At 35.6% G+C, this 25588-nt stretch carries 25 protein-coding genes and 1 pseudogene; 16 read left to right on the top strand and 10 right to left on the bottom strand.

Going from position 1 to position 25588, the window contains the following annotated elements; genetic code table 11:
- Positions 1–49: 49 nt before the first annotated feature.
- The 4 genes from MRBLBA3_RS08795 (at position 50) to MRBLBA3_RS08780 (ending at position 3720) form a co-directional block, all read left to right on the top strand.
- A complete protein-coding gene (locus MRBLBA3_RS08795) occupies positions 50–1360 on the top strand; it encodes a PTS sugar transporter subunit IIC (protein WP_088038566.1) in 1311 nt (436 codons plus the stop codon).
- Positions 1336–1614, top strand: coding sequence for a hypothetical protein (locus tag MRBLBA3_RS08790; RefSeq protein WP_000900032.1), 279 nt, complete (start codon positions 1336–1338; stop codon positions 1612–1614). The genes MRBLBA3_RS08795 and MRBLBA3_RS08790 overlap by 25 nt, the downstream gene beginning before the upstream one ends.
- Positions 1604–2689, top strand: a complete 1086-nt coding sequence (locus MRBLBA3_RS08785; RefSeq protein WP_098775074.1) for a DUF871 domain-containing protein — start codon at positions 1604–1606, stop codon at positions 2687–2689. The genes MRBLBA3_RS08790 and MRBLBA3_RS08785 overlap by 11 nt, the downstream gene beginning before the upstream one ends.
- A gap of 107 nt (positions 2690–2796) precedes the next feature.
- On the top strand, positions 2797–3720 hold the full coding sequence (locus MRBLBA3_RS08780) for a HEAT repeat domain-containing protein (RefSeq protein ID WP_044738362.1): 924 nt from the start codon (positions 2797–2799) through the stop codon (positions 3718–3720).
- Between the two features lie 54 nt (positions 3721–3774).
- Here MRBLBA3_RS08780 and entC read toward each other — a convergent pair.
- The 4 genes and pseudogenes from entC to MRBLBA3_RS08760 form a co-directional block, all read right to left on the bottom strand.
- Positions 3775–5185, bottom strand: a pseudogene (gene entC, locus MRBLBA3_RS08775) (cell wall-binding protein EntC).
- Between the two features lie 563 nt (positions 5186–5748).
- Positions 5749–6900: an ABC transporter permease gene (locus MRBLBA3_RS08770; RefSeq protein WP_414645979.1), complete on the bottom strand. Its 1152-nt coding sequence runs from the start codon at positions 6898–6900 to the stop codon at positions 5749–5751.
- A gap of 26 nt (positions 6901–6926) precedes the next feature.
- Complete coding sequence (locus MRBLBA3_RS08765; RefSeq protein WP_000609096.1) at positions 6927–7601, bottom strand: ABC transporter ATP-binding protein; 675 nt, start codon at positions 7599–7601, stop codon at positions 6927–6929.
- Positions 7598–8701 (bottom strand): efflux RND transporter periplasmic adaptor subunit, encoded by a 1104-nt coding sequence (locus MRBLBA3_RS08760; RefSeq protein ID WP_098775072.1) that lies wholly within the window; start codon positions 8699–8701, stop codon positions 7598–7600. The genes MRBLBA3_RS08765 and MRBLBA3_RS08760 overlap by 4 nt, the downstream gene beginning before the upstream one ends.
- Positions 8702–8912: 211 nt before the next feature.
- Here MRBLBA3_RS08760 and MRBLBA3_RS08755 point away from each other — a divergent pair, with 211 nt between their 5' ends.
- From MRBLBA3_RS08755 to MRBLBA3_RS08740, 4 genes are all read left to right on the top strand, one after another.
- The gene (locus tag MRBLBA3_RS08755; RefSeq protein ID WP_000388705.1) at positions 8913–9647 is read left to right on the top strand and encodes a TIGR02206 family membrane protein; all 735 of its coding nucleotides are present in this window, start codon (positions 8913–8915) and stop codon (positions 9645–9647) included.
- Between the two features lie 88 nt (positions 9648–9735).
- Positions 9736–10602: an ABC transporter permease subunit gene (locus tag MRBLBA3_RS08750; RefSeq protein WP_000239667.1), complete on the top strand. Its 867-nt coding sequence runs from the start codon at positions 9736–9738 to the stop codon at positions 10600–10602.
- 1 nt (position 10603) lies between these two features.
- On the top strand, positions 10604–11608 hold the full coding sequence (locus MRBLBA3_RS08745; protein ID WP_044738366.1) for an ABC transporter permease: 1005 nt from the start codon (positions 10604–10606) through the stop codon (positions 11606–11608).
- 139 nt (positions 11609–11747) lie between these two features.
- A complete protein-coding gene (locus tag MRBLBA3_RS08740) occupies positions 11748–13670 on the top strand; it encodes an ABC transporter permease (RefSeq protein ID WP_363380863.1) in 1923 nt (640 codons plus the stop codon).
- A 39-nt stretch (positions 13671–13709) separates the two neighbouring features.
- On the opposite strand, the gene brnQ2 is transcribed toward MRBLBA3_RS08740, so the two are convergent.
- From brnQ2 to MRBLBA3_RS08720, 4 genes are all read right to left on the bottom strand, one after another.
- Positions 13710–15026, bottom strand: a complete 1317-nt coding sequence (gene brnQ2 / locus MRBLBA3_RS08735; RefSeq protein WP_001260916.1) for a branched-chain amino acid transport system II carrier protein BrnQ2 — start codon at positions 15024–15026, stop codon at positions 13710–13712.
- A 217-nt stretch (positions 15027–15243) separates the two neighbouring features.
- Complete coding sequence (gene cotJC, locus MRBLBA3_RS08730) at positions 15244–15813, bottom strand: spore coat protein CotJC (protein ID WP_000265283.1); 570 nt, start codon at positions 15811–15813, stop codon at positions 15244–15246.
- Positions 15814–15874: 61 nt separating this feature from the next.
- A complete protein-coding gene (locus MRBLBA3_RS08725; RefSeq protein ID WP_000194953.1) occupies positions 15875–16138 on the bottom strand; it encodes a spore coat protein CotJB in 264 nt (87 codons plus the stop codon).
- 8 nt (positions 16139–16146) lie between these two features.
- Positions 16147–16362: a spore coat associated protein CotJA gene (locus MRBLBA3_RS08720; RefSeq protein ID WP_098775069.1), complete on the bottom strand. Its 216-nt coding sequence runs from the start codon at positions 16360–16362 to the stop codon at positions 16147–16149.
- 108 nt (positions 16363–16470) lie between these two features.
- Between MRBLBA3_RS08720 and MRBLBA3_RS08715 the strand changes: the two genes are divergently transcribed.
- The 5 genes from MRBLBA3_RS08715 (at position 16471) to MRBLBA3_RS08695 (ending at position 18866) form a co-directional block, all read left to right on the top strand.
- Positions 16471–16881 carry a VOC family protein gene (locus MRBLBA3_RS08715; protein ID WP_363380858.1) on the top strand — a complete coding sequence of 137 codons (411 nt, stop codon included), beginning with the start codon at positions 16471–16473 and terminating at the stop codon, positions 16879–16881.
- Positions 16882–17123: 242 nt separating this feature from the next.
- The gene (locus tag MRBLBA3_RS08710; RefSeq protein WP_000733856.1) at positions 17124–17405 is read left to right on the top strand and encodes a YkvA family protein; all 282 of its coding nucleotides are present in this window, start codon (positions 17124–17126) and stop codon (positions 17403–17405) included.
- An 11-nt stretch (positions 17406–17416) separates the two neighbouring features.
- The gene (locus MRBLBA3_RS08705; protein WP_002010780.1) at positions 17417–18022 is read left to right on the top strand and encodes a DedA family protein; all 606 of its coding nucleotides are present in this window, start codon (positions 17417–17419) and stop codon (positions 18020–18022) included.
- A 110-nt stretch (positions 18023–18132) separates the two neighbouring features.
- Positions 18133–18501: a DUF3992 domain-containing protein gene (locus MRBLBA3_RS08700; protein ID WP_001277545.1), complete on the top strand. Its 369-nt coding sequence runs from the start codon at positions 18133–18135 to the stop codon at positions 18499–18501.
- Between the two features lie 20 nt (positions 18502–18521).
- Positions 18522–18866 (top strand): DUF3992 domain-containing protein, encoded by a 345-nt coding sequence (locus MRBLBA3_RS08695; RefSeq protein ID WP_098883398.1) that lies wholly within the window; start codon positions 18522–18524, stop codon positions 18864–18866.
- 60 nt (positions 18867–18926) lie between these two features.
- On the opposite strand, the gene MRBLBA3_RS08690 is transcribed toward MRBLBA3_RS08695, so the two are convergent.
- A complete protein-coding gene (locus MRBLBA3_RS08690; protein ID WP_098883397.1) occupies positions 18927–19352 on the bottom strand; it encodes an S-Ena type endospore appendage in 426 nt (141 codons plus the stop codon).
- A gap of 353 nt (positions 19353–19705) precedes the next feature.
- On the opposite strand from MRBLBA3_RS08690, the gene MRBLBA3_RS08685 reads away from it, so the two are divergent.
- Positions 19706–22168 (top strand): FN3 and LamG domain-containing metallophosphoesterase family protein, encoded by a 2463-nt coding sequence (locus MRBLBA3_RS08685; RefSeq protein WP_363380852.1) that lies wholly within the window; start codon positions 19706–19708, stop codon positions 22166–22168.
- 79 nt (positions 22169–22247) lie between these two features.
- On the top strand, positions 22248–22451 hold the full coding sequence (locus tag MRBLBA3_RS08680; protein ID WP_000391508.1) for a hypothetical protein: 204 nt from the start codon (positions 22248–22250) through the stop codon (positions 22449–22451).
- 145 nt (positions 22452–22596) lie between these two features.
- Here the strand turns inward: MRBLBA3_RS08680 and MRBLBA3_RS08675 are convergent, their stop codons facing one another.
- A complete protein-coding gene (locus MRBLBA3_RS08675; protein WP_098883395.1) occupies positions 22597–24000 on the bottom strand; it encodes an amino acid permease in 1404 nt (467 codons plus the stop codon).
- A 368-nt stretch (positions 24001–24368) separates the two neighbouring features.
- On the opposite strand from MRBLBA3_RS08675, the gene MRBLBA3_RS08670 reads away from it, so the two are divergent.
- The gene (locus MRBLBA3_RS08670) at positions 24369–25496 is read left to right on the top strand and encodes a cation:proton antiporter (protein ID WP_000899801.1); all 1128 of its coding nucleotides are present in this window, start codon (positions 24369–24371) and stop codon (positions 25494–25496) included.
- Positions 25497–25588: the final 92 nt, after the last annotated feature.

Genomic DNA, 25588 nt, shown 5'->3' with positions numbered 1-25588 from the left:
ATGTTATAACTTTTTAATTTCACCACATTGAACATAGGGAGGGTTATCGATGAATGGTTTTATGAGTTTTATGGAACAGAAGATTATGCCGACAACGCAAAAGATTGCGGGGCAACGACATTTATTAGCAATTCGAAACGGAGTTATTTCTACGTTACCGTTAACGATTGTCGGATCATTTTTCGTTATCTTTTTAAATTTACCAATTGATGCATATATGGAGTGGATTGCACCGTTTCGCCATATTTTAGATATTCCATTCCGATTTACAGTAGGATTAATGGCATTATACGCAGCGTTTGGAGTAGGGGCTTCACTCGCGAACTTTTATCAGCTCAATCAATTAAGTGCAGGATTATTATCTGTACTCGCCTTTTTACTAGCATCAGTTGAACCAATTCAAATAACAAAAGCTGTACCAGGTGTTATTGATGCAGGTAGATATATTTCAGTAGGAACATTAAGTGCAACTTCTTTATTTGGAGCAATTGTTACAGCATTAATTGCAGTAGAAATTTATCAATTTATGATTAAGCATAATATCTCGATTAAATTACCAGACAGTGTACCACCAGCAGTTGCAAACTCGTTTGCAGCATTAATTCCAACTTTAGTCGTTATTCTTTTATTCTGGGGCATTCGTTACGGTTTGAAATTTGATGTAAACACAACAATCACATATTTAATCGCACCACTAAAATCAGTATTAGTAGGAAATAATTTATTCGGTGGTTTATTAACAGTATTCCTAATCGTATTCTTCTGGTCATTCGGTATACATGGTCCAGCGATTTTAGGACCAATCATTCGTCCAATGTGGGATTCAGCAATTCTTGAAAATATGGAAGTATTCACAGCTACAGGAAATGCACATCAGTTACCAAACTTATTTACAGAACAATTTATTCAATGGTTCGTATGGATCGGTGGCTCAGGTTCAACATTAGCTTTAGTTATTATGTTTATGTTCTCTAAATCTAAGTTCCTAAAAGAGTTAGGTAGATTATCATTCGTGCCAGGTTTATTCAATATTAACGAACCAATTATTTTCGGGGCGCCGATTGTAATGAATCCAATCTTAATTATTCCATTCGTTATAACACCGTTAGTTACAACGACAGTATCATATTTCGCAGTTGTTTCAGGTATGATTCCGCTCATGATGGCGAAACTGCCATTTACGATGTTAGCACCAATTGCAGCGATTATTAGTACGGACTGGACAATTATGGCTGGTGTACTTGTACTGGTTAACTTTGTTATCTCATTCGTTATTTACTATCCATTCTTCAAAATGTATGAGAAGCAACAATTAGCAGGAGAGGAGAAAACAGAATGCTCGGAGCAATTATCATCTTAATTACATTCGTAGCGGGGCAGTGTATTGCACATTATTCAAAATGGGTACAAAGTAAATCTTTATTAGTGTTACTATTAGTATCAATTTTATTTATCGGTAGTTCAATGGGTGCATATGTAATGTTAGGTATACAATCACCGTACGTAATTATTGTACCAACGATTTTATGTGCAACATGTTTATCTGCAAAATATAGATTTACTAGCATGGCATTAATACAACGTGTGAAGGAGATGCAAAAGCATGGAGCGTAAATTAGGAATTTCACTTTATCCAGAGCATTCAACGAAAGAACAAGATATGGCATACATTTCGGCAGCGGCACGTCACGGTTTTTCAAGAATATTCACATGTCTATTATCTGTGAATCGTCCGAAAGAAGAAATTGTAGCTGAATTTAAAGAAATTATTAATCATGCAAAAGATAACAATATGGAAGTTATTTTAGATGTAGCTCCGGCAGTATTCGATCAACTTGGTATTAGCTATAGTGATCTATCATTCTTTGCAGAGTTAGGTGCAGATGGTATTCGTTTAGATCTAGGATTTGACGGATTAACAGAAGCGAAAATGACGAATAATCCGTACGGCTTAAAAATTGAGCTAAACGTAAGTAACGATATTGCCTACTTAGAAAATATTCTTTCGCATCAGGCGAATAAGTCAGCTTTAATCGGTTGTCATAACTTCTATCCGCAAAAATTTACTGGACTTCCATACGACTATTTTATTCGCTGTAGTGAACGCTTTAAAAAACACGGTATTCGCACGGCAGCCTTTATTACGTCACATGCAGCTGAAATCGGTCCATGGGATATTAATGACGGATTATGTACGTTAGAACAACATCGTAACTTACCGATTGAAGTACAAGCGAAACATTTATGGGCAACAGGGCTTATTGATGATGTTATTATCGGAAATGCTTATGCGAGTGAAGAAGAGTTAGAGAAACTAGGAAACTTAAATCGTTACATGTTACAGCTAAAGGTACACTTTGTAGACGAAGCGACTGAAGTAGAGAAGAAAGCGACACTGCAAGAATTACACGTAAGACGCGGCGACATAACAGAATATATGGTACGTTCTACAGAAGTACGCAAAAAGTATAAAGACTATGACTTCCCAGTGCGCGAAAGTGTACGACAGGAAAGAGGGCAAGTTGTAATTGGTAACAACTCATTTGGTAAGTATAAAGGTGAACTACAAATCATCTTGAAAGAAATGCCGATAGATGAACGGAAAAATATTGTCGGTACAATTGCTGAAGAGGAGTTGTTCTTACTAGATTATGTAGGGGCTTGGACTCAGTTTACTTGTGTGGAATAGGGAAGATAGGAGGGGATGCTACGGCATCCTCTTTTTTCTGTTGAAATAGTAGTCTATCGTATATAGAATGCAAAGAGATAGATTTAATTTGGACGGGAGATAAGGAGATGGAAGAGTATATAGATGATTTATTAAGGCGGATGGCGGATGAAGAAGCAGGTATTCGGCAATGTGCGTATGAAGAAGCGAGGCAGTTAAATGATGTATCGCTTTTTTCTTGTTTCCAAGAGAAAGTAATGGAAGCACGAAAAGTATATATAAAAACAAATCTTTATTTTTTAATTACACGACTTGCAATAAATACTAAAGAGATGTATATTGCAGATTATTTGATAGATCGGTTAGAAAGTGAAGAAAGCAGGATGGTGTTAGATAGCATGCTCATAGATTTAAGTAAATTATCTGAAGCAAGCAATGCACATAAAATTATTCCTTACATATATCATAAAAATAGTGGAGTTCGTTATTCTGCTGTCATCGCTTTAAAGTTGTGTAAATCGTTGGAAGCAGAAGATGCTTTATTGAAGTTACTTACAGTGGAAGAGAATCGAGATGATATTGTAAATATATGTGCCACTTTATATGAGATTGGAACAAAGCGATCAATCTTACCTTTAACAAAGCTTTTACATTGCGATAGTGCTTATGTTCGTTCAACTGTTATTGAGGTTTTAGCGAAAATAGGGGGAGCGGACTTACAAATAGTTTATATTGAAGCTTTAAAGGATAGAAATGTGATGGTGAAATACGAAGCTGTTCGAGCTATTTATGCATATGGAGATGAAATGGCGATTCAACCAATTAGCGAACGTGTAACTAAAGTTGTTTCTAGAAGACGTAAAAATGAAGTAGAGCCTACTGATGAATCAGAGATCGTCATTGCTCTTTGTTTTTTACATAAGTTTGCTGATCATGAAGAAGTTTTACAGACGTTTGGTAAAGTATATAAAAAACGAGGAAACTTGTTTATGTCAGAAAGAAAATGGATTCGGGATCATATTAGTTACTTTCAAGAGAAAGAAAGAGTGTAAGAATCATAAAAAAAGAGTTAGCCTCAATAATGAGACTAACTCTTTTTTTAATAATTAGTTTAAAATTTTCACTGTAACTGTTTTACGTCCCCAGTTACTTGATGTACCTTTATCTGGCATTAAAACATCGATTTTATTTCCTTTAATAGCTCCACCAGTATCACCAGCGATTGCTACTCCGTAACCTTCAACCCATACTTTTGAACCTAATGGAATGACACTTGGATCAACTGCAATTAGTTTCATGTTTGGATTAGCTGTTAAGTTATGACCCATAGCTGATTTTACTTGGTCTCCTGCTTTGTAACCATTTTCAAGTGGATCCGCTGTGTAAGCTGTTGCTTGAACTCTTAATTCACGAGAAGAAGATGGTGCACTTGTTTCAGTTTCTTTTGCAACAGGTTGTTGTGTAGCTGGTTTTTGAGCTTTAGCCGCTTCACGAGCTTTAGCTGCCTCTTGAGCTTTAGCTGCTTCACGAGCTTCAGCTGCTTCTTGAGCTTTAGCTGCTTCACGAGCTTCGGCCGCTGCCTGAGCTTCAGCTGCTTCACGAGCTTTAGCTGCCTCTTGAGCTTTAGCTGCTGCTTGAGCTTCAGCCGCTTCTTGAGCTTTAGCTGCTTCACGAGCTTTAGCCACTTCTTGAGCTTTAGCTGCTGCTTGAGCCTCAGCCGCTTCTTGAGCTTTAGCTGCCTCTTTAGCTTTAGCTACTTCCTCGGCTTTAGTTGCTGCTTGAGCTTCAGCTGCCTCTTGATCTTTAACTGCTTCACGAGCTTTAGCTGCTTCCTGAGCTTTAGTTTTTGCTTGAGCTTCAGCTGCCTCCTGAGCTTTAACTGCTTCACGAACTTTAGCAGTATCTTGAACGTTAGTTACTTTTTCAGCTTTAACTACTGGCTGAACTTTAACTGGCGCTTTCCCTGTTAAGTAAGGAACGTGTACATAAGCTGTTTGGCCGTTATATTCAAATTGAATCCAATCATTTTGTACTTGGTGTGTTGTTTCGATTACATCATCTTTTTTCAATTTACCAAGAATCGCTGAATCTGTATTTGCTCCAGCACGTACGTTTAATACGTTTGCTGTTACGTAGTAAGAATCTTTAGTGTAGTCAGCGCTTATGAAAGCTTCTTTACCACTATTTAATTTAACTTTTGACCATCCGTTTTCTGTATGTAAAACGTTAACTTTATATCCATCTAATAACTTTCCGACAACTTTTGATTCAGTAGTTGGGTTTTCTCGTACATTTAGTACATCAGTTGTTACAATCGTTTCTGCTTTAGCAGATGTTGTGAAAATCCCAAGACCAAAAACCGCTGCTGTTGCTATACCCATAAATTTTTTCATAATAGCCTCCATTGCATTTGTTTTTCGTTGACCTCATTATATCAACCATTATTTTCTTATTTGCGGAAAACACAAAACTACAAAGCATTCGTAATGAGGCGTTAATATTCTGTAATAATGCCATTAATATCCTGATAACGTTTTCTTTACGGTTTTTGGGGGGTTATAACATATGATTCATAAAATCAACACTATTTTAATTACTAATAGATTAATAATGTATCATTGGTATTACTTAAATGTTTCTGTAATGTTACGAAAAAGGGGTATTTAACTATTTGAATCGTAATGTAGTTATGAAAATATAATCTTATTGTGTGTGAAGTCGTATATATAGGGGTGATTTTAATGAAATAGAGATATAATTGTTACAAAATAAGTTGTAGTATGGAAAAAATTACGCCTTGAATTTGTGTTATTACATAGTATTTTTGCAATAATAGGATTGCAGGATAGTTGTAATGTGAAATGGAAGCTGCAAGGATAAAAAGGTAATCGCAACATGAAACATATATAATAGAAGAAACATGATTTAAAGGGACGATATTGTTATGAATTAGTTCGCGAATTGCTTCAGAGTTATATAGTAGGAGTTAGAGACGCAGATTTTTAATAAAACAGCGATAAAATTGAATTTGCCTTCAATAAAATAAAAAACGTAGGAGTGTAAACTCCTACGTTTTTTATTTACTCATATCGTAAACATTCAATTGGATCAAGTTTTGCAGCTTTGTTAGCAGGTAGTAGACCGAATATAATACCGATTAACATTGAGATACCTACTGCAAGAAGCCCAAGTTCTGTTGAGACAACGAGTGGCCATCCGGCAAAGATTGAGACGATCCAAGCGAAGAAGATACCGAGCATGAATCCGATGAAACCACCGAGTCCTGTTAAAATACAAGATTCAATTAAGAATTGTGTTAATACTTTACCACGCGTTGCACCAAGTGCTTTACGAATACCAATCTCACGTGTACGCTCTGTTACAGATACAAGCATGATGTTCATTACACCGATACCACCAACAAGTAAGGAGATAGCGGCAATACCACCGAATACCATTTTCATCATACCGATGGATTCGTCTAATTGCTTCGTAAATTCACCTAAGTCCTGTGCTTCGAATTTGTGCTCGAATTTAGGAGCTTTCATTTCGTTTAAAACAGAAACAGCTTGTTTTTCTACACCTTTACGTTCTGTTGGAGAGGTCATTGTTAATTTTACAGAGTCATACTCATTTACTCCTGAAATGACAGGCGCGTTTTCAAGTGATGTATAACCTTCAGGCATAGCCATTCCAAATTCGTTTTTCGTTTCGTATACACCGACTATTTTATATGGCTTTCCTTTTATATCTGTGTATAGATTTGACTCCCAACCACTAAATAATTTGTTGAAAGCTTCTTCATTTAATATAACAGCAGGGATTGCCTGGTTTAATTCGCTGTCGTTTAATTCACGACCGTGAACTAATTTTATTTTTGAATCTGTCATAAAGGCGCCTGTTCCACCTTTTAAATCAAGAGAGACATCTTTTGAACCAGCAGATGCTTTTACTTTCATACTTACATCTGGATAAACATCTTTAACGCCTGGCACAGTTTGAAGACGGTTTAGCATATCAGGTGTGATTTTGGCACTATCTGTTCCATAATCAGGGTTGTTGTAGTAAATCGTTATTTCATTATCTTTTCCTTGGCCTAACTCTTCTTTAAACTTTGCGTTTGTACCATCACCCATTGAAATGATAGTAATAATAGCACTAATACCAATAATAATTCCTAGCATCGTTAATATAGAACGCATTTTATGGGCAAAGATAGAGGAAAGGGCCATGCGTATATTTTCACTCGTGTTCAAAATTAACCTCTCCAATCTTGGACGATATTTCCGTCACGAATTACAATTTGACGTGCTGCCGCTTCCCCGATTTCACGATCGTGGGTAATCATAATGATTGTTGAGCCTTGTTTGTTTAGTTCGTAAAAGAGGTCCATAATTTGTGTACTCGTTTTCGTATCAAGTGCACCCGTCGGTTCATCTGCTAAGAGAAATTTCGGGTTATTTACGATTGCACGTGCGACTGCGACACGCTGCTTTTGTCCACCTGACAATTCATTTGGTAAGTGAGTAGCACGATCAGCTAAACCTACTTTTGTTAAAGCTGCTAGTGAACGTTCACGTCGCTCTTTTTTATCAACACCTGCATAAATAAGAGGTAATTCAACATTTTGCATTGCTGTAAGTCTTGGTAGTAACATAAAGTTTTGGAATATGAATCCGATCTCTTTATTACGAACGTGTGCAAGTTCTGTCTCAGACATGTTTGAAATATTTTGACCAGCTAGTTCATACGCACCTGTTGTTGGTTTATCTAAGCAACCGATAATGTTCATTAATGTTGATTTACCAGAACCAGAGGGTCCCATAATAGAAGTGAATTCTCCCTGGTTCAGTGTTACGTCAATGCCGTGTAATATTTGAACGGATTCTGCACCATTTTGGAAAGATTTCGTGATGCCTTTTAAGTTAATCATTCAACGACAACCTCCATACCATCTTTTAAGTCTTTTTCAGGTTTAGAGATAATTTGCTCTCCTTTTTTCACTCCAGAAACTTTCGCTTCGCTATCTGTTTCAAATTCAACAGTAACCGCTTGTTCTTTCGCTTTACCATCTTTTACAATGAAGACAACATTTTTGTCACCTTTTTTCACGATGCTGCTTTTCGGGATAATTGTACCAGTTGCTTCGCCAGATTTACTTGTCACGTATACGTGGAAGCCGTTTTGTAATTCTTCACTATTGTCTAATGTGACAGTGAATTGATAATTAGAAACAGTTTTATTTTCGTCCATGCTCTTTAATGGTGTAGAACCGATTTCTGTTACTTTTCCTGTCCAAGTCTTACCAGCGACCGTTTTTGACGAAACAGTTACTTCTTGCCCAACTTTCATACTAGCAAGCTCATATTCAGAGAGTTGACCTTTTACTTTAAATGGACCAGCGTGACGAAGTGTAATGCCGCTCATGCCTGTTTTTTCATCAGCAGTTTTTACGATATCATCAATTACACCATCAGTAGGGCTCGTTACAGAAAGGGTGTTTACCTTTTCTTTTGCTGCTTTAATCATTTCATCAGCTTTTTCAACTTCAAATTTCTTCATTTCAAGTTGTGATTCTAATTGTTGCACTTCAATTTCTGATGCTTTTAATGCTTCAGCGGGAAGGCCTGCATTTTTATCTTTTTGTAATTTTTGTTTCGCTGCATCAATTTGTTTTTGGAACAATGTTACTTCTTTTTGTGCGATTTTCTTTTGCATTTCTGCTTCCGTTACACCTTGTTTAGCAGTAGGGTCATTGTATTTAAACAGAGGCTGACCTTTTTTCACTTCATCACCTTTTTTAACAGCTAATTCATACGTGCCTTTTGTTGGATCGAATGAAATGGTTTCAATACCGCTTGGAATAACTTCGCCGCCAAATTTTTGTGCATTTTCAATTTGTTTTTCCGTAACTTTATAACCGCTATATGCCATTGCTATTTCTGAACCACCGCCAGCAAATGCAAAATATGATCCAGCTGCAATTCCGATTGCTACTACACTAGTAATTAACACTTTATTTTTCTTCTTCATCTATTTATCACCTTTTCGTTCGTTTTAGTATCTACATTAAGTATAAAAGAGGTGAAGAATCTGACAAATCGTTTTAGCTTACAATAACCTTACAGTTTTGTAAGGTATGAATATCTAAATGTAAGGTAGAGGTTGTCCTAGTTTAAGCAAATGAATTGACTCGTTGTTTCTTTCTAACAATAATATTGTATGAAGGAGAGGAGGAAGGAAGATGGAAGCTTATTTTAGTGCGCATCCATTAAAACCATTTATTCCGTACTCGAGGCAACATGTCATTATATTATTTATTATGTTGGTGGGGATATTTTTTCTGTATCAATACCAAGATTTATTGCGTCAAAGTGAGTGGAATATAACGGTTCGATATGCGATTGCATTTCTATTTATAGGAAGTGAGATTGGACTTCATATGTGGGAATGGAAAGCTGGGATTTTTGAGCTAGGCACTTCATTACCATTTGAGTTATGTACGATTAGTTTATTGTTAGCATCGATTATGATTGTAACGAAAAGTTATCGAATATATGAGATTGTGTTTTTTACAGGAATTATCGGTGCATCGCAAGCCATTTTAACGCCGAACGTGCAATATGCTTTTCCGCATTTTCGCTTTTTAGAATTCTTCATTGCACATGTATTACTCATTTGGGCACCACTCTTTATGACGTGGGTAGAAGGATATAGACCAACCTTGCAATCGATTAAGCGTACGATGATATTTTTAAACATAGTAATTCCAATCGTTTCATTTGTGAATTATAAAACAGGCGGTAATTATATGTTTTTAGCTCATAAGCCAGAAACTGCTTCATTACTCGATATGTTAGGACCGCATCCTTACTATATTATTTCATTAGAAATAGCTGCGCTTATGGGATGTTTCATTTTGTATATACCGTTTGCGAAAAGAGAAGGGCATGCGCATAAAGAATCACTAGGGTCATAACCTAGTGATTTTTCTTTATAAATATTTACAATTCAGAAAATTAAGAATAAAATTAGAGGGTAAATTATATATAGAGAGAAGGGAAAACGTGGTCAAAAAAGTTTTTCTGAATGGGATGGAAGTGACGATTCAATTTATTATTTCGATTTTGGGTATTATTTGTATAGGAGCACTGCCGAAATTATTTTATGGATTTGAGCTGCATGCATCAAAGTACATACAGAGTTTAAAAGAAGTGTTTGTGAACTTAATGGATATCTCCAATTTGCAATATGTGAGAGGTAAATTTTTATTTCCGCAGTTGTTTGTCCATTATAAAGAAACGATTGTTATTTTTTTGGCTGCTTTTTTCATTTCATTATTTGTAGCATTTTGTATTGTTTATGTAATTATGAGTAGTTCACCGCGTATACAACATCGTATTAAATCATTTCTCATCTTTCTAGAATCTATTCCAGACATTCTTCTTATTTTAGTATCACAAATTTTAGTTGTATGGTTTTTTAAACAAACAGGTTTTTTACCTTTTCAAATTGCGTCAATTGGAGGCGAGTCGATTAGAGGATTGCCAATATTATGTTTGAGTATACCGACTACGATTCTGTTCGTAAAAATGTTAGTGCTTCGTTTTGAAAATGAGTTAGAAAAAGATTATGTACTATTTGCTAAGGCGAAAGGGCTAAATCATATTCATATTTTAAATCGTCATGTTTTACGAAATGTGTTGCTTAGTACACTTTTCTTTGCGAAAACAAATATCTTTTTTATGTTATCTAATTTATATATTATAGAATGGATTTTTAATACGGGTGGTATTTTCATGTTTTTAAAATCGTACGAGGGTATTAGGGTGGAGGTTTTCATCGTTAGTGTGCTGCTTATTTATATTCCGATATTTATTTTATTTAAGCTGTTTCATTATTTCATTCCAGCTGCGATGAAGGAGAGATTATAATATGTGGACGTATATAAAACGTGATAAAAGATTTTGGATAAGCATTGGATTTCTTCTCCTATTAGTTCTTTTGAGCATCGGAAATACGATATGGAATGATGGACAGATTAAAAAAGTTACACTGCAATATGATGCGGCCGGAAACCCAGAAGTGCCACCATTTTCACCTTCATTACAATTTTTACTCGGGACAGACCGGAAAGGATATGACCTTTTACATTTAGTCATTGAAGGCGCGAAGTGGACGATTGGTATATCTATTTTAATTGCGGCACTTAGAATGGTAATAGGTGTGTTTTTCGGTGTTATACTCGGAACATATATAAAAAGAGGCTTTTCGAAGATTGAGGCTTTTTTTGATAGTTTCACAGTTATTCCGACAGTTATGATTGCGTATTTCTTTCTTCAATCTGTGAATAGATTTGGAAGTGGAGAGGAAACAACAACTTTTTTTGAAAGGGCTTCGTTCCAAGTTGTATTACTTGTACTGCTTGCGATGCCGGTTATTGCACTGTATGTTGCGAAGGAAGTTCGTAAATTACAAACGGAAGAATTTATTGATGCCGCGCGCATATTAGGTGGATCAAGAAGACACGTTGTTATAAAGCATCTTTTTCCGCATCTCTATATGACGTTTATACTCGTATTTCTTCAGCAGTTTACGCAGACTCTTACTATTTTGCTGCACTTAGGGTTACTAGAAGTGTTCTTTGGAGGAACTGTTCAGTTTTTTGGACCGGTAGAAGAAGTAGACTCTTACACACATGAATGGTCAGGGTTAATAGGAGTCTATTTTAGGTCATTAACAGTGCATCCATGGATTCCTCTTGTCCCAATTACATTTTTCGGACTTACTATTTTTTCAGGAAATATGATTGTGAAAAGTATAGAAGAGGCGATGATGAAAGTAAGGTTAGGGGGAGAGATAAAGAAGACGGACGTAGAAGAGGAACAATCTGCTGTGCAGTCAAAAGAAGAGTTATTTACTTTTAAACATACGATGTGAAGAGCCTAGGAAACTAGGTTCTTTTATTTTGTTATATTACAATATCATAAGAGAGGTGTAATGAAAATCGATAGGGGAGAAATACAATTTCGTATACACTTCATGTATAGAGAAATGTGAGAGCAGGTGAAGGTATACGATGGATTTTTTAGAATTATCAAAGCGTAGTATAAAACGAAATATGAAAGATTATTTTCTATACTTTATTTCTTTAGTAGGCAGCATTATTATTTATTTTACATTCGTATCGATTAAACGAAATGAAAGTGTAGTAGCGCTTTTGAAAGAATCGGATAAAGTAGAAACGACATTTACGTTTGCACAAATTTTATTAATTATCTTTTTAACGATTTTTATTTTTTATTGTAATAGCTTCTTTTTACGAAAGAAGAAGAAAGAAATTGCATTGTATAGTTTATTAGGAATTCGTAAAGAAGAAATTGCGAAGTTACTCTTTTATGAAACATTACTAGTTGGTGTTGCGGCAAGTGTATTAGGTATTATTTCTGGTTTATTTATAGCGAATATATGTGCAGGGCTTCTTGTGAAATTAATGGGAAGTGCGTTTACATTTACATTTACGATTTCATTTTTGTCTATAGTAGAAGTTCTTATAACGATAGGTGCGATTTTCTTTATTGCATCATGGAAAAGTAAAAAGTTAATTTATGAGCATCGTTTAGTTGAATTACTATATGGTGAAAATCAGAAAGAAGAGGCACCTACGTATTCAAGTAAGAAAGCAAAACGAGCGCTTGTTTTATTAATTGCAGGTTATACAATTGCGTTATTCACACAAGTTTTCGGGTTTGGAGCAATTTTTATTACAGCTCTAATTATTTTTGGGTGTATTGTAAAAGGTACGTTTTTACTATTTGAGCAGTATACAGTGAAATCACTCCATAAAATAAAGGGAGATAAAACGAAATATTGGAATGGAACGAACATTTTATCGATTTCTTCATTGTTCTTCAGAATAAAAGGAAACGTAAAGATGCTTGCACTATTATCTTTATTAAGTGCAGTGACACTATGTACAATTGGAATTAGTTCTAGTATGTATTATGGAGCGCAGAAAACGGCGACATTAATGAATCCAGTTAGTTATGAGTATGTAACAACTGGAAAGGAATTAGATAAGAAAGTTAGAGAAGAAATTCAAAAACACGAGTTAAGAATCAAAAATGAAACGTCTATAGCTATGCTCTCTATGCAAGGAAAGATAGAGGGAGAACAAATATTAACAGGATATTTAATAGGTAATGGTAACGTACAAGTTATAAAAGAGTCAGATTTTAATAAATCTGCTTCTATGTTAGGTAATAAACAAGTCATTCTAGGTTCTGAAAAGGAAGTTGTTTTATTAGATTCGTATAAATCATATAACATAGAAAAGAATTCGCTTGAAGGAAACGACGTATCCTTTGAAGGGATGAAGAATGGTATAACAATCGTTGATCATCGTGAGGAAACAATTGTGAGTGGGAAACTTGCACCAGTTGGACTTGTTGTTCAAGATTCGTTATTTAATAAGCTGCAGCAAGGACATGCTGTTTCAACAGTTAGCGGATTTATCGTTGAAGGAAACGGTAGTAGAGAGCTAACGAAAGAGTTAGGGACTATCCTATCTAAGGAAGCAAAATTCCAATCCTTTGAAGAGGCGAGCCAATCTGAATTGCAAGATGGTGCAGTATTATTATTTGCAAGTATATTTTTAGGGATTGTCTTTATTCTTGCTACTGGATGTATTTTATACTTTAAACAAATAACAGAAGCGATGGCAGAGCGACCGGCATACGGCATGTTAAAGAAAATTGGATTAACGAAAAGGGAAGCAACAGAGTCTGTAAGAAAACAAGTAGGAGCGATTTTTGTAATACCATTACTGCTTGCGATTTGTCATACATTCTTTGCATTTTTAAGTTTGATGGGCTTTACAGGAATGTTCGAATATAGTCTGCCGTTACTAGGTAGTATAGGAGTGTATATCATGATTTACTTTAGTTACTATATGTTAACGGTTCGATCGTACACAAATACCGTATTCAGCGATAGAAAATAAAAAAAGAAGCGAGCAATTTTTCATGCTCGCTTCTTTTCGTTATTTCGTAGAAACTTCACCTTCAGTTTCTGTTTGCGGAATAAAGTATCCGACTATACCACCAATTATTGCTGGAACAATCCAGCCAATACCTAATTCATAAAAAGGAATTGCGTGTACGATATTAGCGATAAAACTTGGTATCATTCCCACATTATCAAGTGCATGAATACAGCTAATAAGGAAGGCCGCAATCATTGCTCCGATATAGACAGAAGGTTTACGTTTCGTATATTTATCAATAAAGGATACGAAAATTAAAATGATTGTAATTGGATATAAAATAATTAATACGGGTAATGTAATTTTGATTAATAAACTTAAACCTAAGTTTGAAATAACGAAACTAAAAATACAAACGTATAGTACAAGCTTCTTGTACGAAACATTTGTTAATACTGTTGTGAAATAGTTAGCGAATGCACTTACAACACCAATTGCTGTCGTTAAACAAGCGGCTATAATTGCGATACTTAATAAAACATTACCGCTTGTCCCAAAGAATTGGTACATAACAGTAGCTAATAGTTGACCACCGTTTTCGAATTGTCCTAAGTTCCCGTTTGAAGCGCCGATATAGCCGAGTAAGAAGTAAACAATTGTTAGGAACAGGGCCGCAATGCTTCCGCAAATAATTGTATATTTCGCAATGGATTTCTTATCTTGTATACCGTTTTGACGAATTGCATTTACAACAATCGTTGATAATACGAGTGCTCCGATTGCATCTAAAGTTAAAAATCCTTCAAGAAATCCTTTGAAAAATGGAATTTCTTTATAGTCACCGATAGGTTCTGCAAATGATCCTGGTGAAAGAATCGCTTTTGTTGCCATAATTGCAATAATTCCAAGTAAAATTGGCGTTAATATTTTACCGATATGATCTACTAATTTGGATGGATTTAATGATAAGAAGTAGACGACTGTAAAGAAAATCGCACTAAAGATTAACATAGAGTACCATTGATCTGGGAAAAGTGGTGCGATTCCAATTTCATAAGATACAGATCCAGTTCGTGGAATAACAAATAGTGGGCCGATTGAAAGATAAATAATGATGGCGAATATTGCTGCGAATTTTGGATGAACACGGCTCGCTAAAGTGTTAAAGCTACCACCAGCAAGGGCAACAGCGACGATAGCTAGTAAAGATAAACCGACGTCTGTAATAATAAATCCTGTAATGGAAACCCACATATTCTCTCCGGAAGAAAGACCGAGAAGGGGCGGGAAAATCATATTACCAGCACCGAAGAAAACCGCGAATAGTAGTAAACTAATCGAAAGTATTTGCGCTGGTTTTAAAGTTGTACGCATATAAAGAAAATCCTCCTAATGAGTGTTTTTGTCGAAAATTCAAATAATTTGTCGAGTAACTGTTATTATTTTAAAGGTCTGATGACTAGAAAGCAAGAGGGAATTTTATAAATATTAAAAAATAATGCATTAAATTGAATAAATATACTATTTATATGTTAATTAGGAAGGATTTAACTTTAAATATAAAAAAACACATATCGTTACGATATGTGTGTTAAAAGAAAATCTTTTTATCACGTTCTTCTTTTAAAATTTCAACCGCTTCTCGGAAACGTTGTGAATGGACAATTTCTCGTTCACGTAAAAAGCGCAAGCTGTCGTTTATGTCGGGGTCGTCAGATAAATCAATTAGCCATTGATAAGTTGCTCGTGCTTTCTCTTCAGCGGCAATATCTTCATATAAATCTGCGATAGGGTCTCCTTTTGCTTGAATATAAGTAGCAGTAAAAGGAACGCCACCTGCATTATGATAAAACAAAGCGCTATCGTGATTAGCGTACTGCGCATCCAATCCAGCAGCTTTCATTTGTTCTGGTGTCGCATCTTTCGTTAATTTATAAATCATTGTAGCAATCATTTCTAAATGGGCGAACTCTTCTGTACCGATATCGGTTAGTAAGCCAACGACTTTGTCAGGAATTGTATAACGTTGATTTAAGTAGCGAAGAGCAGCAGCCAGTTCGCCGTCCGCACCGCCATATTGTTCAACTAATAATTTGGCGAGTGCTGGATTACAAGTACTCACTTTAACTGGATATTGTAATTTTTTTTCATAAATCCACATAGTTTCTCTCCTTTATCCTGCTATTTGCTGCCAGTAAACTCCACTTAATTAAAGTTTCATTTTATATTTGCCATGGCCACGGTCCTTGGCTCCATTGCCATGGAGCGTTAGAATAACTATTTCCGAATTGCTGAAGTGGCCCGTATTTTTCTTCAATTTTTTGTTGTAATACTCTCCGTTTATAGGAGAAATCATTGAATTGATTTATAGCTGCAGTATCGTCGGGGTGCGTATCTAAATAGAGGGTAAGTTCAACTAATACAAAGTCTAGTTCTTGTAGTTCTTCAATCCATTTGTAATATTCATCAGGCAATGTTTGTGTCACGTTTTTATTCACCGTCCTTTTTTGTGAGGATTTTCATAAAAATCATAAAAAGCAGGCCATAAAGTCCCTTTTCTTAAAGCTTCTTTTGGTGGGAATTGGGGTAAGTTAGGTGGTTGAAAGCCCATAAATAGGTGTGGGGGAGTTGAGTAATATTTCTTTCCAATTGGAGGGCAAGGATCGTTTGGGCCATGAAAAGGTATGTAGGATTTCATAAATTCATCCATGTTACACGCCTCCTTTATAAATGAAATATTCATCACTACGTATTGTATTCGTACATAATTGCAAATTATGACTCATATAGAAAACTAAAAGGGGCAGGGGGAGTGCGGATGGAAAGTGTTACAACATGTATTGTATTAGAATCTAAAAACTTAAAGGAAACATTATATTTTTATGAAGGAATTCTAGGGTTTAAACCGAGCAAGGAGAGGCCACAAATACGTGTAACAGGTGTGTGGTATGATATTGGTTCAACGAGAATTTGTTTTGTTGTAAACAGGGGACTGGGAGAGCATAGAGAGACTGTTACATCATCAGTGAAGGAACTATTGTTAAAAACTACAAATATCGAGCGGTTAAAGAAAAAGTTAGCGTTTTATCAAATATCATTTTTAGAAAAGCGCCGCGGTGAAGAAGTTAGAATAATATTTCATGATCCAGATGGTTATACACTCCAATTTATTTCAATAGAGAACATGGAAAAGAGCGTTTTACAATGTAATAACCTGAATGGTGAATGAAAAAAATATTGACAAGCTTAGGCAAATATTTTAATGTGAGTGTATAAAATTGTGTATATAAAGGGGAGTAACTTATTACAATAAAGTCGTCATTACAGGGAGAAACCCTCGGCTTTATTGGCAACGATTTCGTTGTTAGTGAGACCTTTACCAGCAATGGTAAAGGCCCCTTCTTGTCTTTTTTAGGACCCTTACCATACTTGGTAGGGTCCTTTTTGTATACAAAGAGAGGAGATATAAAAATGAAAAAACTTATTAGTAGATTAAGAGTTGTATTTCGTGTTCGCCGTTTTGTTCCATTTTTATTTGACTTTTTTACTTCAAAAGAGGTTTCAATAAAGAAGAAAATCTTATCTATTGCTTTTTTAGTTGGGTATGTTGCGATGCCGCTTGATTTAATTCCAGACTTCCTGCCGTTTATCGGTATTTTAGATGATATTGGAATTGTGTTGTTCATTTTGAATCGAATTGTAAAAATGGCGCCAGTTCAATTACAAGAAAAGCATAACGTAAACGTAGGATAGGAGTTGAAAATATGGAGCAAATTATTTTAGATATAATCGAGTTTTTAAAGCAGTTTTCTTATTTTGGAGTTGTGTTAGCATTAACGTTTGAATTTATTCCAGCAGAAGTAGTTTTGCCTATGGTTGGATATTGGGTATACGAGGGTGATATGAATTTTTGGCTAGCTGTATTAGCTGGAACACTGGGTGGAACGACAGGACCATTAACGTTATACGCACTCGGTTATTACGGTGGTCGTCCTCTATTAATAAAATACGGGAAATACTTCTTTATTAAAGAAGAACAAATTCAAAAAGCAGATGATTTCTTTGAGAAATATGGACCAGTTGTAGCATTTGTTGGACGCTTTGTGCCAGGAGTTCGAACGCTTATTTCTGTTCCATGTGGTATGGCGAAAATGAATATATGGAAATTTAGTATATATACATTTGTAGCAATGTTCCCATTAACGACTTTGTATATTTATTTTGGAATGAAATTAGGTCCGCATTGGGAAAAAGCAGCGGGTGTTGTTGGGCAATATATGCTACCGATATTAGCGGTCGTTCTTATTATTGTAGGTGGTATTTTAATCTATAAATTTATGAAAAAACGAAACAGATCGGAATCTATCTAGTCATTGGTAATGGAATTTGCATATTTTTTGAAAATAGATGAATAGTACAGGCAAAAGACTCTGAGGGACATACACATATAGGGAATATAAAAGAGAGAGGGGAAACAACTATGTCTTGTGAGTGCTCAGGGTCAGCATTAACTTGCTGTCCAGATAAAAATTATGTGCAAGATAAAGTGTGTAGTCCGTGGTCTGCTACTGTAGTTACAACAGCAATTGATAATGTTCTCTATACAAATAATATTAACCAAAACGTAATTGGTACTGGTTTTGTAAAATATGATGTTGGACCAGGCCCAATTACTGTAGAAGCACTTGATTCTGCTGGGGCTACAATTGATACACAAACATTAAACCCAGGAACGAGTATCGCGTTTACGTATCGCCGCTTTGATAGTATACAAGTTGTGTTACCTGCAACACCTGCTGGAACGTATCAGGGAGAATTTTGTATTACGACACGCTATTCACTTTCGTAGAAGAATAGGAGAGGGTTGAAATGGGAATGAGAAGTTCCAGTTTGTCTTGTTGTTCTAATAAAACACTTGTGCAAGATCAAGTATGTGCAGACTGGTCAATTACAGGTGCGGGTACTCAAATTGTCTATACGAATAATCTTACACAAGAAATATACGGTTCAGGTTATGTAAAATATGATACAGGTGCGAATCCAATTACAGTGGATTTTTTAGTAGGTGTTACAGTAGTCGATACGATTACTGTACAACCGCAAAGTAGTGGTACTTTCACAGTGAGGCACTTTACTACTGTTCGAATTACAACGACGGGAACGACTGTTAATCAAGGAGAGTTTTGTATTACAGTACGTTATCCAATTTCATAAAAAAAGCATACCGTAAATGGTATGCTTTTTTAAAATTGAGGAAGTAATAAAATTGGTATTCTATAAGCAACATGTAAATTGGCAACAGTACTTGCCTTCTAAATATAGTGAAGGATTATTTTGTATATTAATAATACTAACGGATTTTAAATCTTTACCTGTGTAAGATATTGTATTGCCAGGAAACACAGTGGAAATATTGGTTACTGCTCCAATGATTTGAATTGTAATTGCTTCAGTGCTGCTAGTACTATTGTAAACCGAGACAGTACCTGATATAAGCAGTATCCCATCACTTTGCCACAGTATCATTGATTGTAGTGCATCTTTGGTAGAGGGAATGGTGTTGTTAGTTATGAGGAAATTCCCAGCAAATTCATTTGTTACTAGTTCACAATTGGGATTCGGAGGAGGGGATGGTGGACAAGGCTCTGGGCAAATGATAGATAAAGGAGCGAAACAGCCAATATTTTTTTTGTTCTTCAATACAACCCCTCCTTTTTAAGTTGTCTTTTACTACTATTAAATGTAGAAGCATGGCCGATGTGTTAAGAAAAGAAGAAAATTTTTAAAATTAAGATTGTCTAATAGGCTTACAGCTTAACTTATCATTAATGTTATAGAAAAGATTATATGTGAATAGACATGGGAAAAGAATGATCAGACTCTTTTAGACAAAAGGTGGTTGTATACAATAGTACGAGTAATGTTGGACTTAACACCTAATTAACTGTATATTTACAAAAATCTAATAAAATTCATTTGTTATTTAAACGATATTAATATGTTTAAGATAAAATAGCCCTTGTAATGAATCAATTATTATGAGGAGGATTCACGTGGAAAGAACTGCTTTACGAAAAGTAAAAGGTCTTATTGGATTATTAATGGTGTTTGTATTGGCATTTGTATCATTACCGTGGAGTACGTCGGTTAAAGCGGAAGAGAAAAAGCAAGAAAAGGCACCAAGTGAGAAGAAGATAGTTTTTCCAGTTGTAAGTGATGTACATATTAAAAATAGTGGAACAGACGATACGTTTCGCTGGAAACGAGCGATTGAGCAGTTTAATACACTTGCCCCAAAGCAAGATGCATTTGTTATTGTAGGTGATTTCACAGATTCAGGATCGCTGCAACAATATGATCGTTTCATGCAAGTGTATAACGAAAATGCAAATAAAGATGCGGTACGAATGAATTCTCTTGGTAATCATGATTATTGGAACGGTTTATCAGAAGAGGGAGCGCAGAAGCGTTTTTTAGAAAAGACAGGAATGGAATCGATTTATTATCATAAGGTGGTAAAGGGGTATCATTTCCTTGTTATGTCTCCAGAGAATGGAACAACACATGGCTATTATTCGGACAAGCAAATTAATTGGTTAAAAGAAGAAATGGCAAAGGCACAAAAAGATGATCCGGAAAAACCGATTTTCGTATTTTTACATCAGCATATTAAAGATACAGTATACGGTAGTCATGAATGGGGAACACAAGATAGTGCAAAAATTAATGCAGTGTTAAAAGAGTACCCACAAGTCATTACATTTTCAGGTCATTCACATTATCCATTAGATGATCCAAGATCGATTCATCAAAAAGACTTTACATCTGTTGGTACATCTTCTGTAAGTTATATGGAAGTTGAAGGTGGTAAAGTACAAGGAAATATCCCGTCAGGGGCGAGTACATTAAGTCAAGGTTTATTAGTAGAAGTGGATGATAAAGAAGTAACGATTAATCGCCGCGACTTCCATACGAATTCTTGGACAGGTGAGCCATGGAAAATTCAGTTGCCATCAAAGAAAGAAACATTTACGCATGTAGAAGATCGCGATAAAGAAAAGCCTTACTTTGCAAAAGATGCGAAGTTATCGGTATCAAATGTAACAGAAAATGCAGCAACAGTAACATTCCAGCAAGCATTGGACAACCTTCTTGTTCATTCTTATCGTGTACAAGCTAGAGATAAGCAAACTGGAGAAATAAAGAATAAATTGTTAGCATTCTCAGAGTTTTATCGTGATCCAGTTCCAAAAGAACTTACATTTACACTTGCAGGATTAGATGGCGGGAAAGCATATACACTTGAAGTAGTTGCGATTGATTCGTTTGGAAATGAGAGCGCGCAGCCATTAACTGCAGAAATCACAACGAAAAAAGATAATATCGATCCGAATGTAAAAGTGCCAAAGGCAGACGTTTTTGATGTGAATTTCTTAGATGGTACATTTAAAGATAACTCACCGTTTGGAACAAAAGGTGATGTGAAAGGGAATGTATCTATTGAATATGATAAAGCATTGAAAACAAATGTAATGAAATTAAATGGAAAAGCAAATACATTTGGGTATCTTCCATTTTCAGCAGCACAAAAAGAAAAAGTAGCAAATTCATTTACGTTAGAAACTGTATTTTCAATGAATGAAATTCGCGGACAAGGTATTTTGCAAAATACAGAGAGCGGTGGAATTGGTTTTGAGTCTACAGGAAGTGGATATGTAGAATTATGGGCTCATATTGGCGGAAGCTATAAACGTGTGGGTGTTCAATTAGAAGCAAACAAAACGTATCATTTAACAGGAACATATAACGGCAGTGAAGTAGCAATTTATGTAGATGGTAAAAAAGTAAATAGTCAGCCAGCTCAAGGGAAAGTATATCACCCGAACGTACCATTCGCACTTGGTGCAGATCCTGATAGCAACGGAAATGGCGGTATTCCGTTAAATGGACAAATTACACTCGCAAAATTATATAGTAAAGCATTAAGTTCTTCAGAAGTAGTAGCGGCATATAACGAGTTTTCTACTCGTACAAAATTAGAGCAAGCAAATACGTTATATGAAGAAATCGGAAAAGCGAAAGAAGTATTGGCAGGTACTTATGAATTTGGTGAAAAGCCAGGTCAATATTCTCAAGAAGCTTTTAAAGAATTACAAAAAGGTTATGACAATGCAAAGAAAGTGTTTGAGAATATAGCGAGTACAGGAGAACAAATTGTTCAAATGTATAATGAATTAAAAACAGCAAACCAAACATTTGTACAATCAAAAGTGGCAGAAGAACAGCCTAAAACCCCGAAAGAAAAGTTACAAGTGAATGTTGAATTTGCAAAAGCTTTAGTAAAGAAAGCGCAAGATGGAAATGTAACAGACGGTTCAGTTAAATCATTAAGTCAAAAAATCACAGTTGCAGAAGCTGTGTTAAAAGATAAAAATGTAAAAGATGAGTATGTAGAATCAATGAATCGTACGTTAGAGCACGCTATTTCACTCGTTGAAAAAAGTATCAATAAGTAAGGTATAAGAAAAAGAAGCTTATCATGATAGGCTTCTTTTTTGTTATACTAAAAGTAGTATAGAAAAAGGAGCGAATAATTTGGAAGAGAAAAAGCTAAAAAGAATTCTTGAATATGTATGGATCGCCGTTGTGCTCCTTGTAGGATATTATTTATTAAAAGATAAAAGTATATGGGTTCTATTTCTAATGACATTTTTATTGGCGGGATTAGGAACGCTATTTATTAACTTTTTCTTTGATAGTGTAAACGCGTGGAGAAAGAAAAAGAAAGAGACGAAGTAAGGGAAAATAAAGTGAAGCTTTAATCAGTGGGAGTCTTACTGCCCGGCAAATAGCGGGATAAGTATACAAAAGTTGATCGGTATATTTTTTGTTTTACAATCGTTAATGAAAATAGCTCGCCTTTATGATAGGCGAGCTATTTTTTTTATGCTTCTTTTTTCTCATCATTTGTTTTTTCAGTAGCTAAATGACTATGTTTTCTAGAGTAGAAGAAGTAGACGCATAAACCGACTATAAGCCAAATTGCAAAGCTGATCCATGTTGTTTTGGAGAGATTCATCATTAAATATAAACAACAAAGAATAGCGACAATTGGTAGTACAGGTACGAGTGGTGTGCGGAAGCCACGTTTTAAATCAGGATGAGTTTTACGTAAAATAAGTACAGCAAAGCAAACGAATGTGAAGGCTGTTAACGTACCGATGTTTACTAAATTCGCTAGTAAATGTAGGTCTAAAAGTCCTGCTAATAAAGCTGCAAATACGCCAGTAATCCATGTGTTTAATAAAGGGATTTTTACTTTTTTATTTACGCGTGATAACGCTTTCGGGAGTAAGCCGTCTCGACTCATTGCATAAGAAACACGAACTTGTCCATACATAACGACTAAAAGAACGGTTGTCATTCCTGTCATCGCACCAACTGCAAGTAGCCCCGCAATTGTATCTTCACCAACGAAATGTAGTGCAAATGCAACTGGATCAGAAACGTCTAATTGCGTATAAGGAACCATGCCTGTTAAAACGAAAGATACGATCATGTATAAAACTGTACAAATAAGAAGGGAACCGATAATGCCAATTGGTAAATCACGCTGCGGTTTTTTCGTTTCTTCTGCCGCGGTTGCGATTGCATCAAAACCTAAAAAGGCGAAGAAGACAGTGGCAGCTCCGGTAATAATACCGTCGTACCCGAATGGAATGAACGGTGTCCAATTTTCAGGCTTTACATATTTTGCACCCGCTACGATAAAGGCGATAATAACTGCTAATTTTATAAGGACCATAACATTATTAATGCGTGCGCTTTCGCGTATCCCAAAACTTAAAAGCCCAGTAATGAGAAGTAAAATACAAACAGCTGGTAAATCAATGAGACCACCTTTTCCTGTACCAGGGGCCGAGGCTATTATGGCGGGCAGATGGATGTTAAATCCTTGTAGTAAAGATTGTAAATAACCAGACCAACCGACAGCTACTGCTGCGACGGCAAGTAAATATTCGAGCATTAAACACCAACCAACGATAAAGGCGACAACTTCTCCGACTGTCATGTATGCGTAAGTATACACACTTCCTGAGACAGGAATAGAAGAAGCAAATTCGGCATAACAAAAGGCTACACAAGCACAAGTAAATGCAGCAATAAGGAATGATAGCATAATACCAGGACCAGAATGTTTCGCTGCGACAATACCTGTTAATACAAAGATTCCTGTCCCAATTACGGCGCCAATTCCTAAAAATGTTAAATCGAGTGCGGTTAATGTTCTATCTAACTGCTGTGGTGATTCAGTACTAAGCGCTTTTTTTCGTAATAATGACTTCACTTTGGACTCTCCCCCCGTTTTTTCATTTCCATAACTGCGAATATATTATGAGTCCACTAGAAAAGAGTATGTAAGTGAATGGAGGTACAGTTATGGTATGTAGTTTTTTAAAAATTCTGGGTTAATCTTAATATAATTCAGAATATTTTGTCAAATAAAAAATATGACAAATAAAATGCGAATGAATAGGGGAAACTACTTGCAGAAATAGACGAGGGTTAACAGAGTGACAAAACCACTCATAAAAGTTTCACTTTATCCCGCATTAACTGCCCGTAAATGCCCGATTGGTGCGGGCTAATAATCAGCGGGGATGGGAAAATTCCCCACTGATTAAAGTTTCACTTTATAAAGTAGGAGAAGATGCTATGTTATTCTATTTTGAACTTGTTGTCATTTTACTTTGTACGAAATTAGCTGGTGATATTAGCGTGAGACTCGGCCAGCCTTCTGTACTTGGTAAATTAATTGTTGGTATTATTATCGGTCCGGCTTTGCTAGGTATTATTAATAGTTCAGAACTTATTGATGAGCTTAGCGAAATTGGTGTTTTGCTACTTATGTTTATGGCAGGACTCGAAACTGATTTAGAAGAGTTAAATCGTAATTTAAAATCTGCATTCGCAGTAGCGATGGGAGGAATTATTTTCCCATTCCTTGGTGGGTATTTAGCAGGACTTGCGTTTGGAATGTTACAGTCGCATGCGATCTTTTTAGGGTTATTACTTTGTGCCACTTCGGTTAGTATTTCTGTTCAAACACTAAGAGATTTAGGGAAAATGAATACGAGAGAAAGTACGACGATTTTAGGTGCAGCTGTATTTGATGATGTAATTGTCGTTATTTTATTAGCATTTGTGATGAGTTTTTTAGGTACACAAGATGTAAATGTAACGCTAGTCATTGCAAAGAAAATTATCTTTTTTGTAAGTATTGTTTTCATCTCTTGGAAAGTTGTTCCATGGATTATGAAAATGCTCGTACCACTTCGCGTAACAGAAGCATTAATTAGTGCAGCTCTTATTATTTGTTTCTCTTTTTCGTATTACAGTGAAATGATGGGGATTGCAGGTATTATTGGAGCATTCGCAGCTGGAATTGCCATTTCTCAAACAGAGTATAAGCATGAAGTGGAACATAAAATTGAACCAATTGCTTATGCAATATTTGTTCCAGTGTTCTTCGTAAGTATCGGAATGGAAATTACATTTCAAGGTATCGGAAGCCAGCTTTGGTTCATTATCATCATGACTCTTATTGCGATATTCACAAAGTTAATCGGATCAGGTTTAGGCGCAAGACTGACAGGATTCAACCTTCAATCTTCTATTAGTATCGGTGCGGGAATGGTTTCGCGCGGAGAAGTGGCGCTTATCATCGCAGCAAATGGACTTGCGGCGAATTTGTTAGCGAAAGAAAATTTCACAGCGATTGTCATTGTTGTTATATTGACGACAATTATTACGCCGCCGCTTTTGAAGAAGTATTTTGTATAGAGAGGAAGGGCTTATCTGATGTAGGTAAGTTCTTTTTTTATTGCAAAATGCAGTGGTCATGTAGCATGAATGGATTGTAATTATGATAAAAT

The organism is Bacillus sp. LBA3-1-1.1, from assembly GCF_040676495.1.
In the GTDB taxonomy this organism is placed as follows: Bacteria; Bacillota; Bacilli; order Bacillales; family Bacillaceae_G; genus Bacillus_A; species Bacillus_A nitratireducens.
This window is presented reverse-complemented; position numbering and strand designations above follow the sequence as displayed.

Bases quoted from the DNA above. Each gene is read 5' to 3' on its own strand.
- MRBLBA3_RS08795 (WP_088038566.1), top strand. From the start codon at position 50: ATGAATGGTTTTATGAGTTTTATGGAACAGAAGATTATGCCGACAACG.
- MRBLBA3_RS08790 (WP_000900032.1), top strand. From the start codon at position 1,336: ATGCTCGGAGCAATTATCATCTTAATTACATTCGTAGCGGGGCAGTGT.
- MRBLBA3_RS08785 (WP_098775074.1), top strand. From the start codon at position 1,604: ATGGAGCGTAAATTAGGAATTTCACTTTATCCAGAGCATTCAACGAAA.
- MRBLBA3_RS08780 (WP_044738362.1), top strand. From the start codon at position 2,797: ATGGAAGAGTATATAGATGATTTATTAAGGCGGATGGCGGATGAAGAA.
- MRBLBA3_RS08770 (WP_414645979.1), bottom strand. From the start codon at position 6,900: ATGGCCCTTTCCTCTATCTTTGCCCATAAAATGCGTTCTATATTAACG.
- MRBLBA3_RS08765 (WP_000609096.1), bottom strand. From the start codon at position 7,601: ATGATTAACTTAAAAGGCATCACGAAATCTTTCCAAAATGGTGCAGAA.
- MRBLBA3_RS08760 (WP_098775072.1), bottom strand. From the start codon at position 8,701: ATGAAGAAGAAAAATAAAGTGTTAATTACTAGTGTAGTAGCAATCGGA.
- MRBLBA3_RS08755 (WP_000388705.1), top strand. From the start codon at position 8,913: ATGGAAGCTTATTTTAGTGCGCATCCATTAAAACCATTTATTCCGTAC.
- MRBLBA3_RS08745 (WP_044738366.1), top strand. From the start codon at position 10,604: ATGTGGACGTATATAAAACGTGATAAAAGATTTTGGATAAGCATTGGA.
- MRBLBA3_RS08740 (WP_363380863.1), top strand. From the start codon at position 11,748: ATGGATTTTTTAGAATTATCAAAGCGTAGTATAAAACGAAATATGAAA.
- brnQ2 (WP_001260916.1), bottom strand. From the start codon at position 15,026: ATGCGTACAACTTTAAAACCAGCGCAAATACTTTCGATTAGTTTACTA.
- cotJC (WP_000265283.1), bottom strand. From the start codon at position 15,813: ATGTGGATTTATGAAAAAAAATTACAATATCCAGTTAAAGTGAGTACT.
- MRBLBA3_RS08720 (WP_098775069.1), bottom strand. From the start codon at position 16,362: ATGGATGAATTTATGAAATCCTACATACCTTTTCATGGCCCAAACGAT.
- MRBLBA3_RS08715 (WP_363380858.1), top strand. From the start codon at position 16,471: ATGGAAAGTGTTACAACATGTATTGTATTAGAATCTAAAAACTTAAAG.
- MRBLBA3_RS08710 (WP_000733856.1), top strand. From the start codon at position 17,124: ATGAAAAAACTTATTAGTAGATTAAGAGTTGTATTTCGTGTTCGCCGT.
- MRBLBA3_RS08705 (WP_002010780.1), top strand. From the start codon at position 17,417: ATGGAGCAAATTATTTTAGATATAATCGAGTTTTTAAAGCAGTTTTCT.
- MRBLBA3_RS08700 (WP_001277545.1), top strand. From the start codon at position 18,133: ATGTCTTGTGAGTGCTCAGGGTCAGCATTAACTTGCTGTCCAGATAAA.
- MRBLBA3_RS08695 (WP_098883398.1), top strand. From the start codon at position 18,522: ATGGGAATGAGAAGTTCCAGTTTGTCTTGTTGTTCTAATAAAACACTT.
- MRBLBA3_RS08670 (WP_000899801.1), top strand. From the start codon at position 24,369: ATGTTATTCTATTTTGAACTTGTTGTCATTTTACTTTGTACGAAATTA.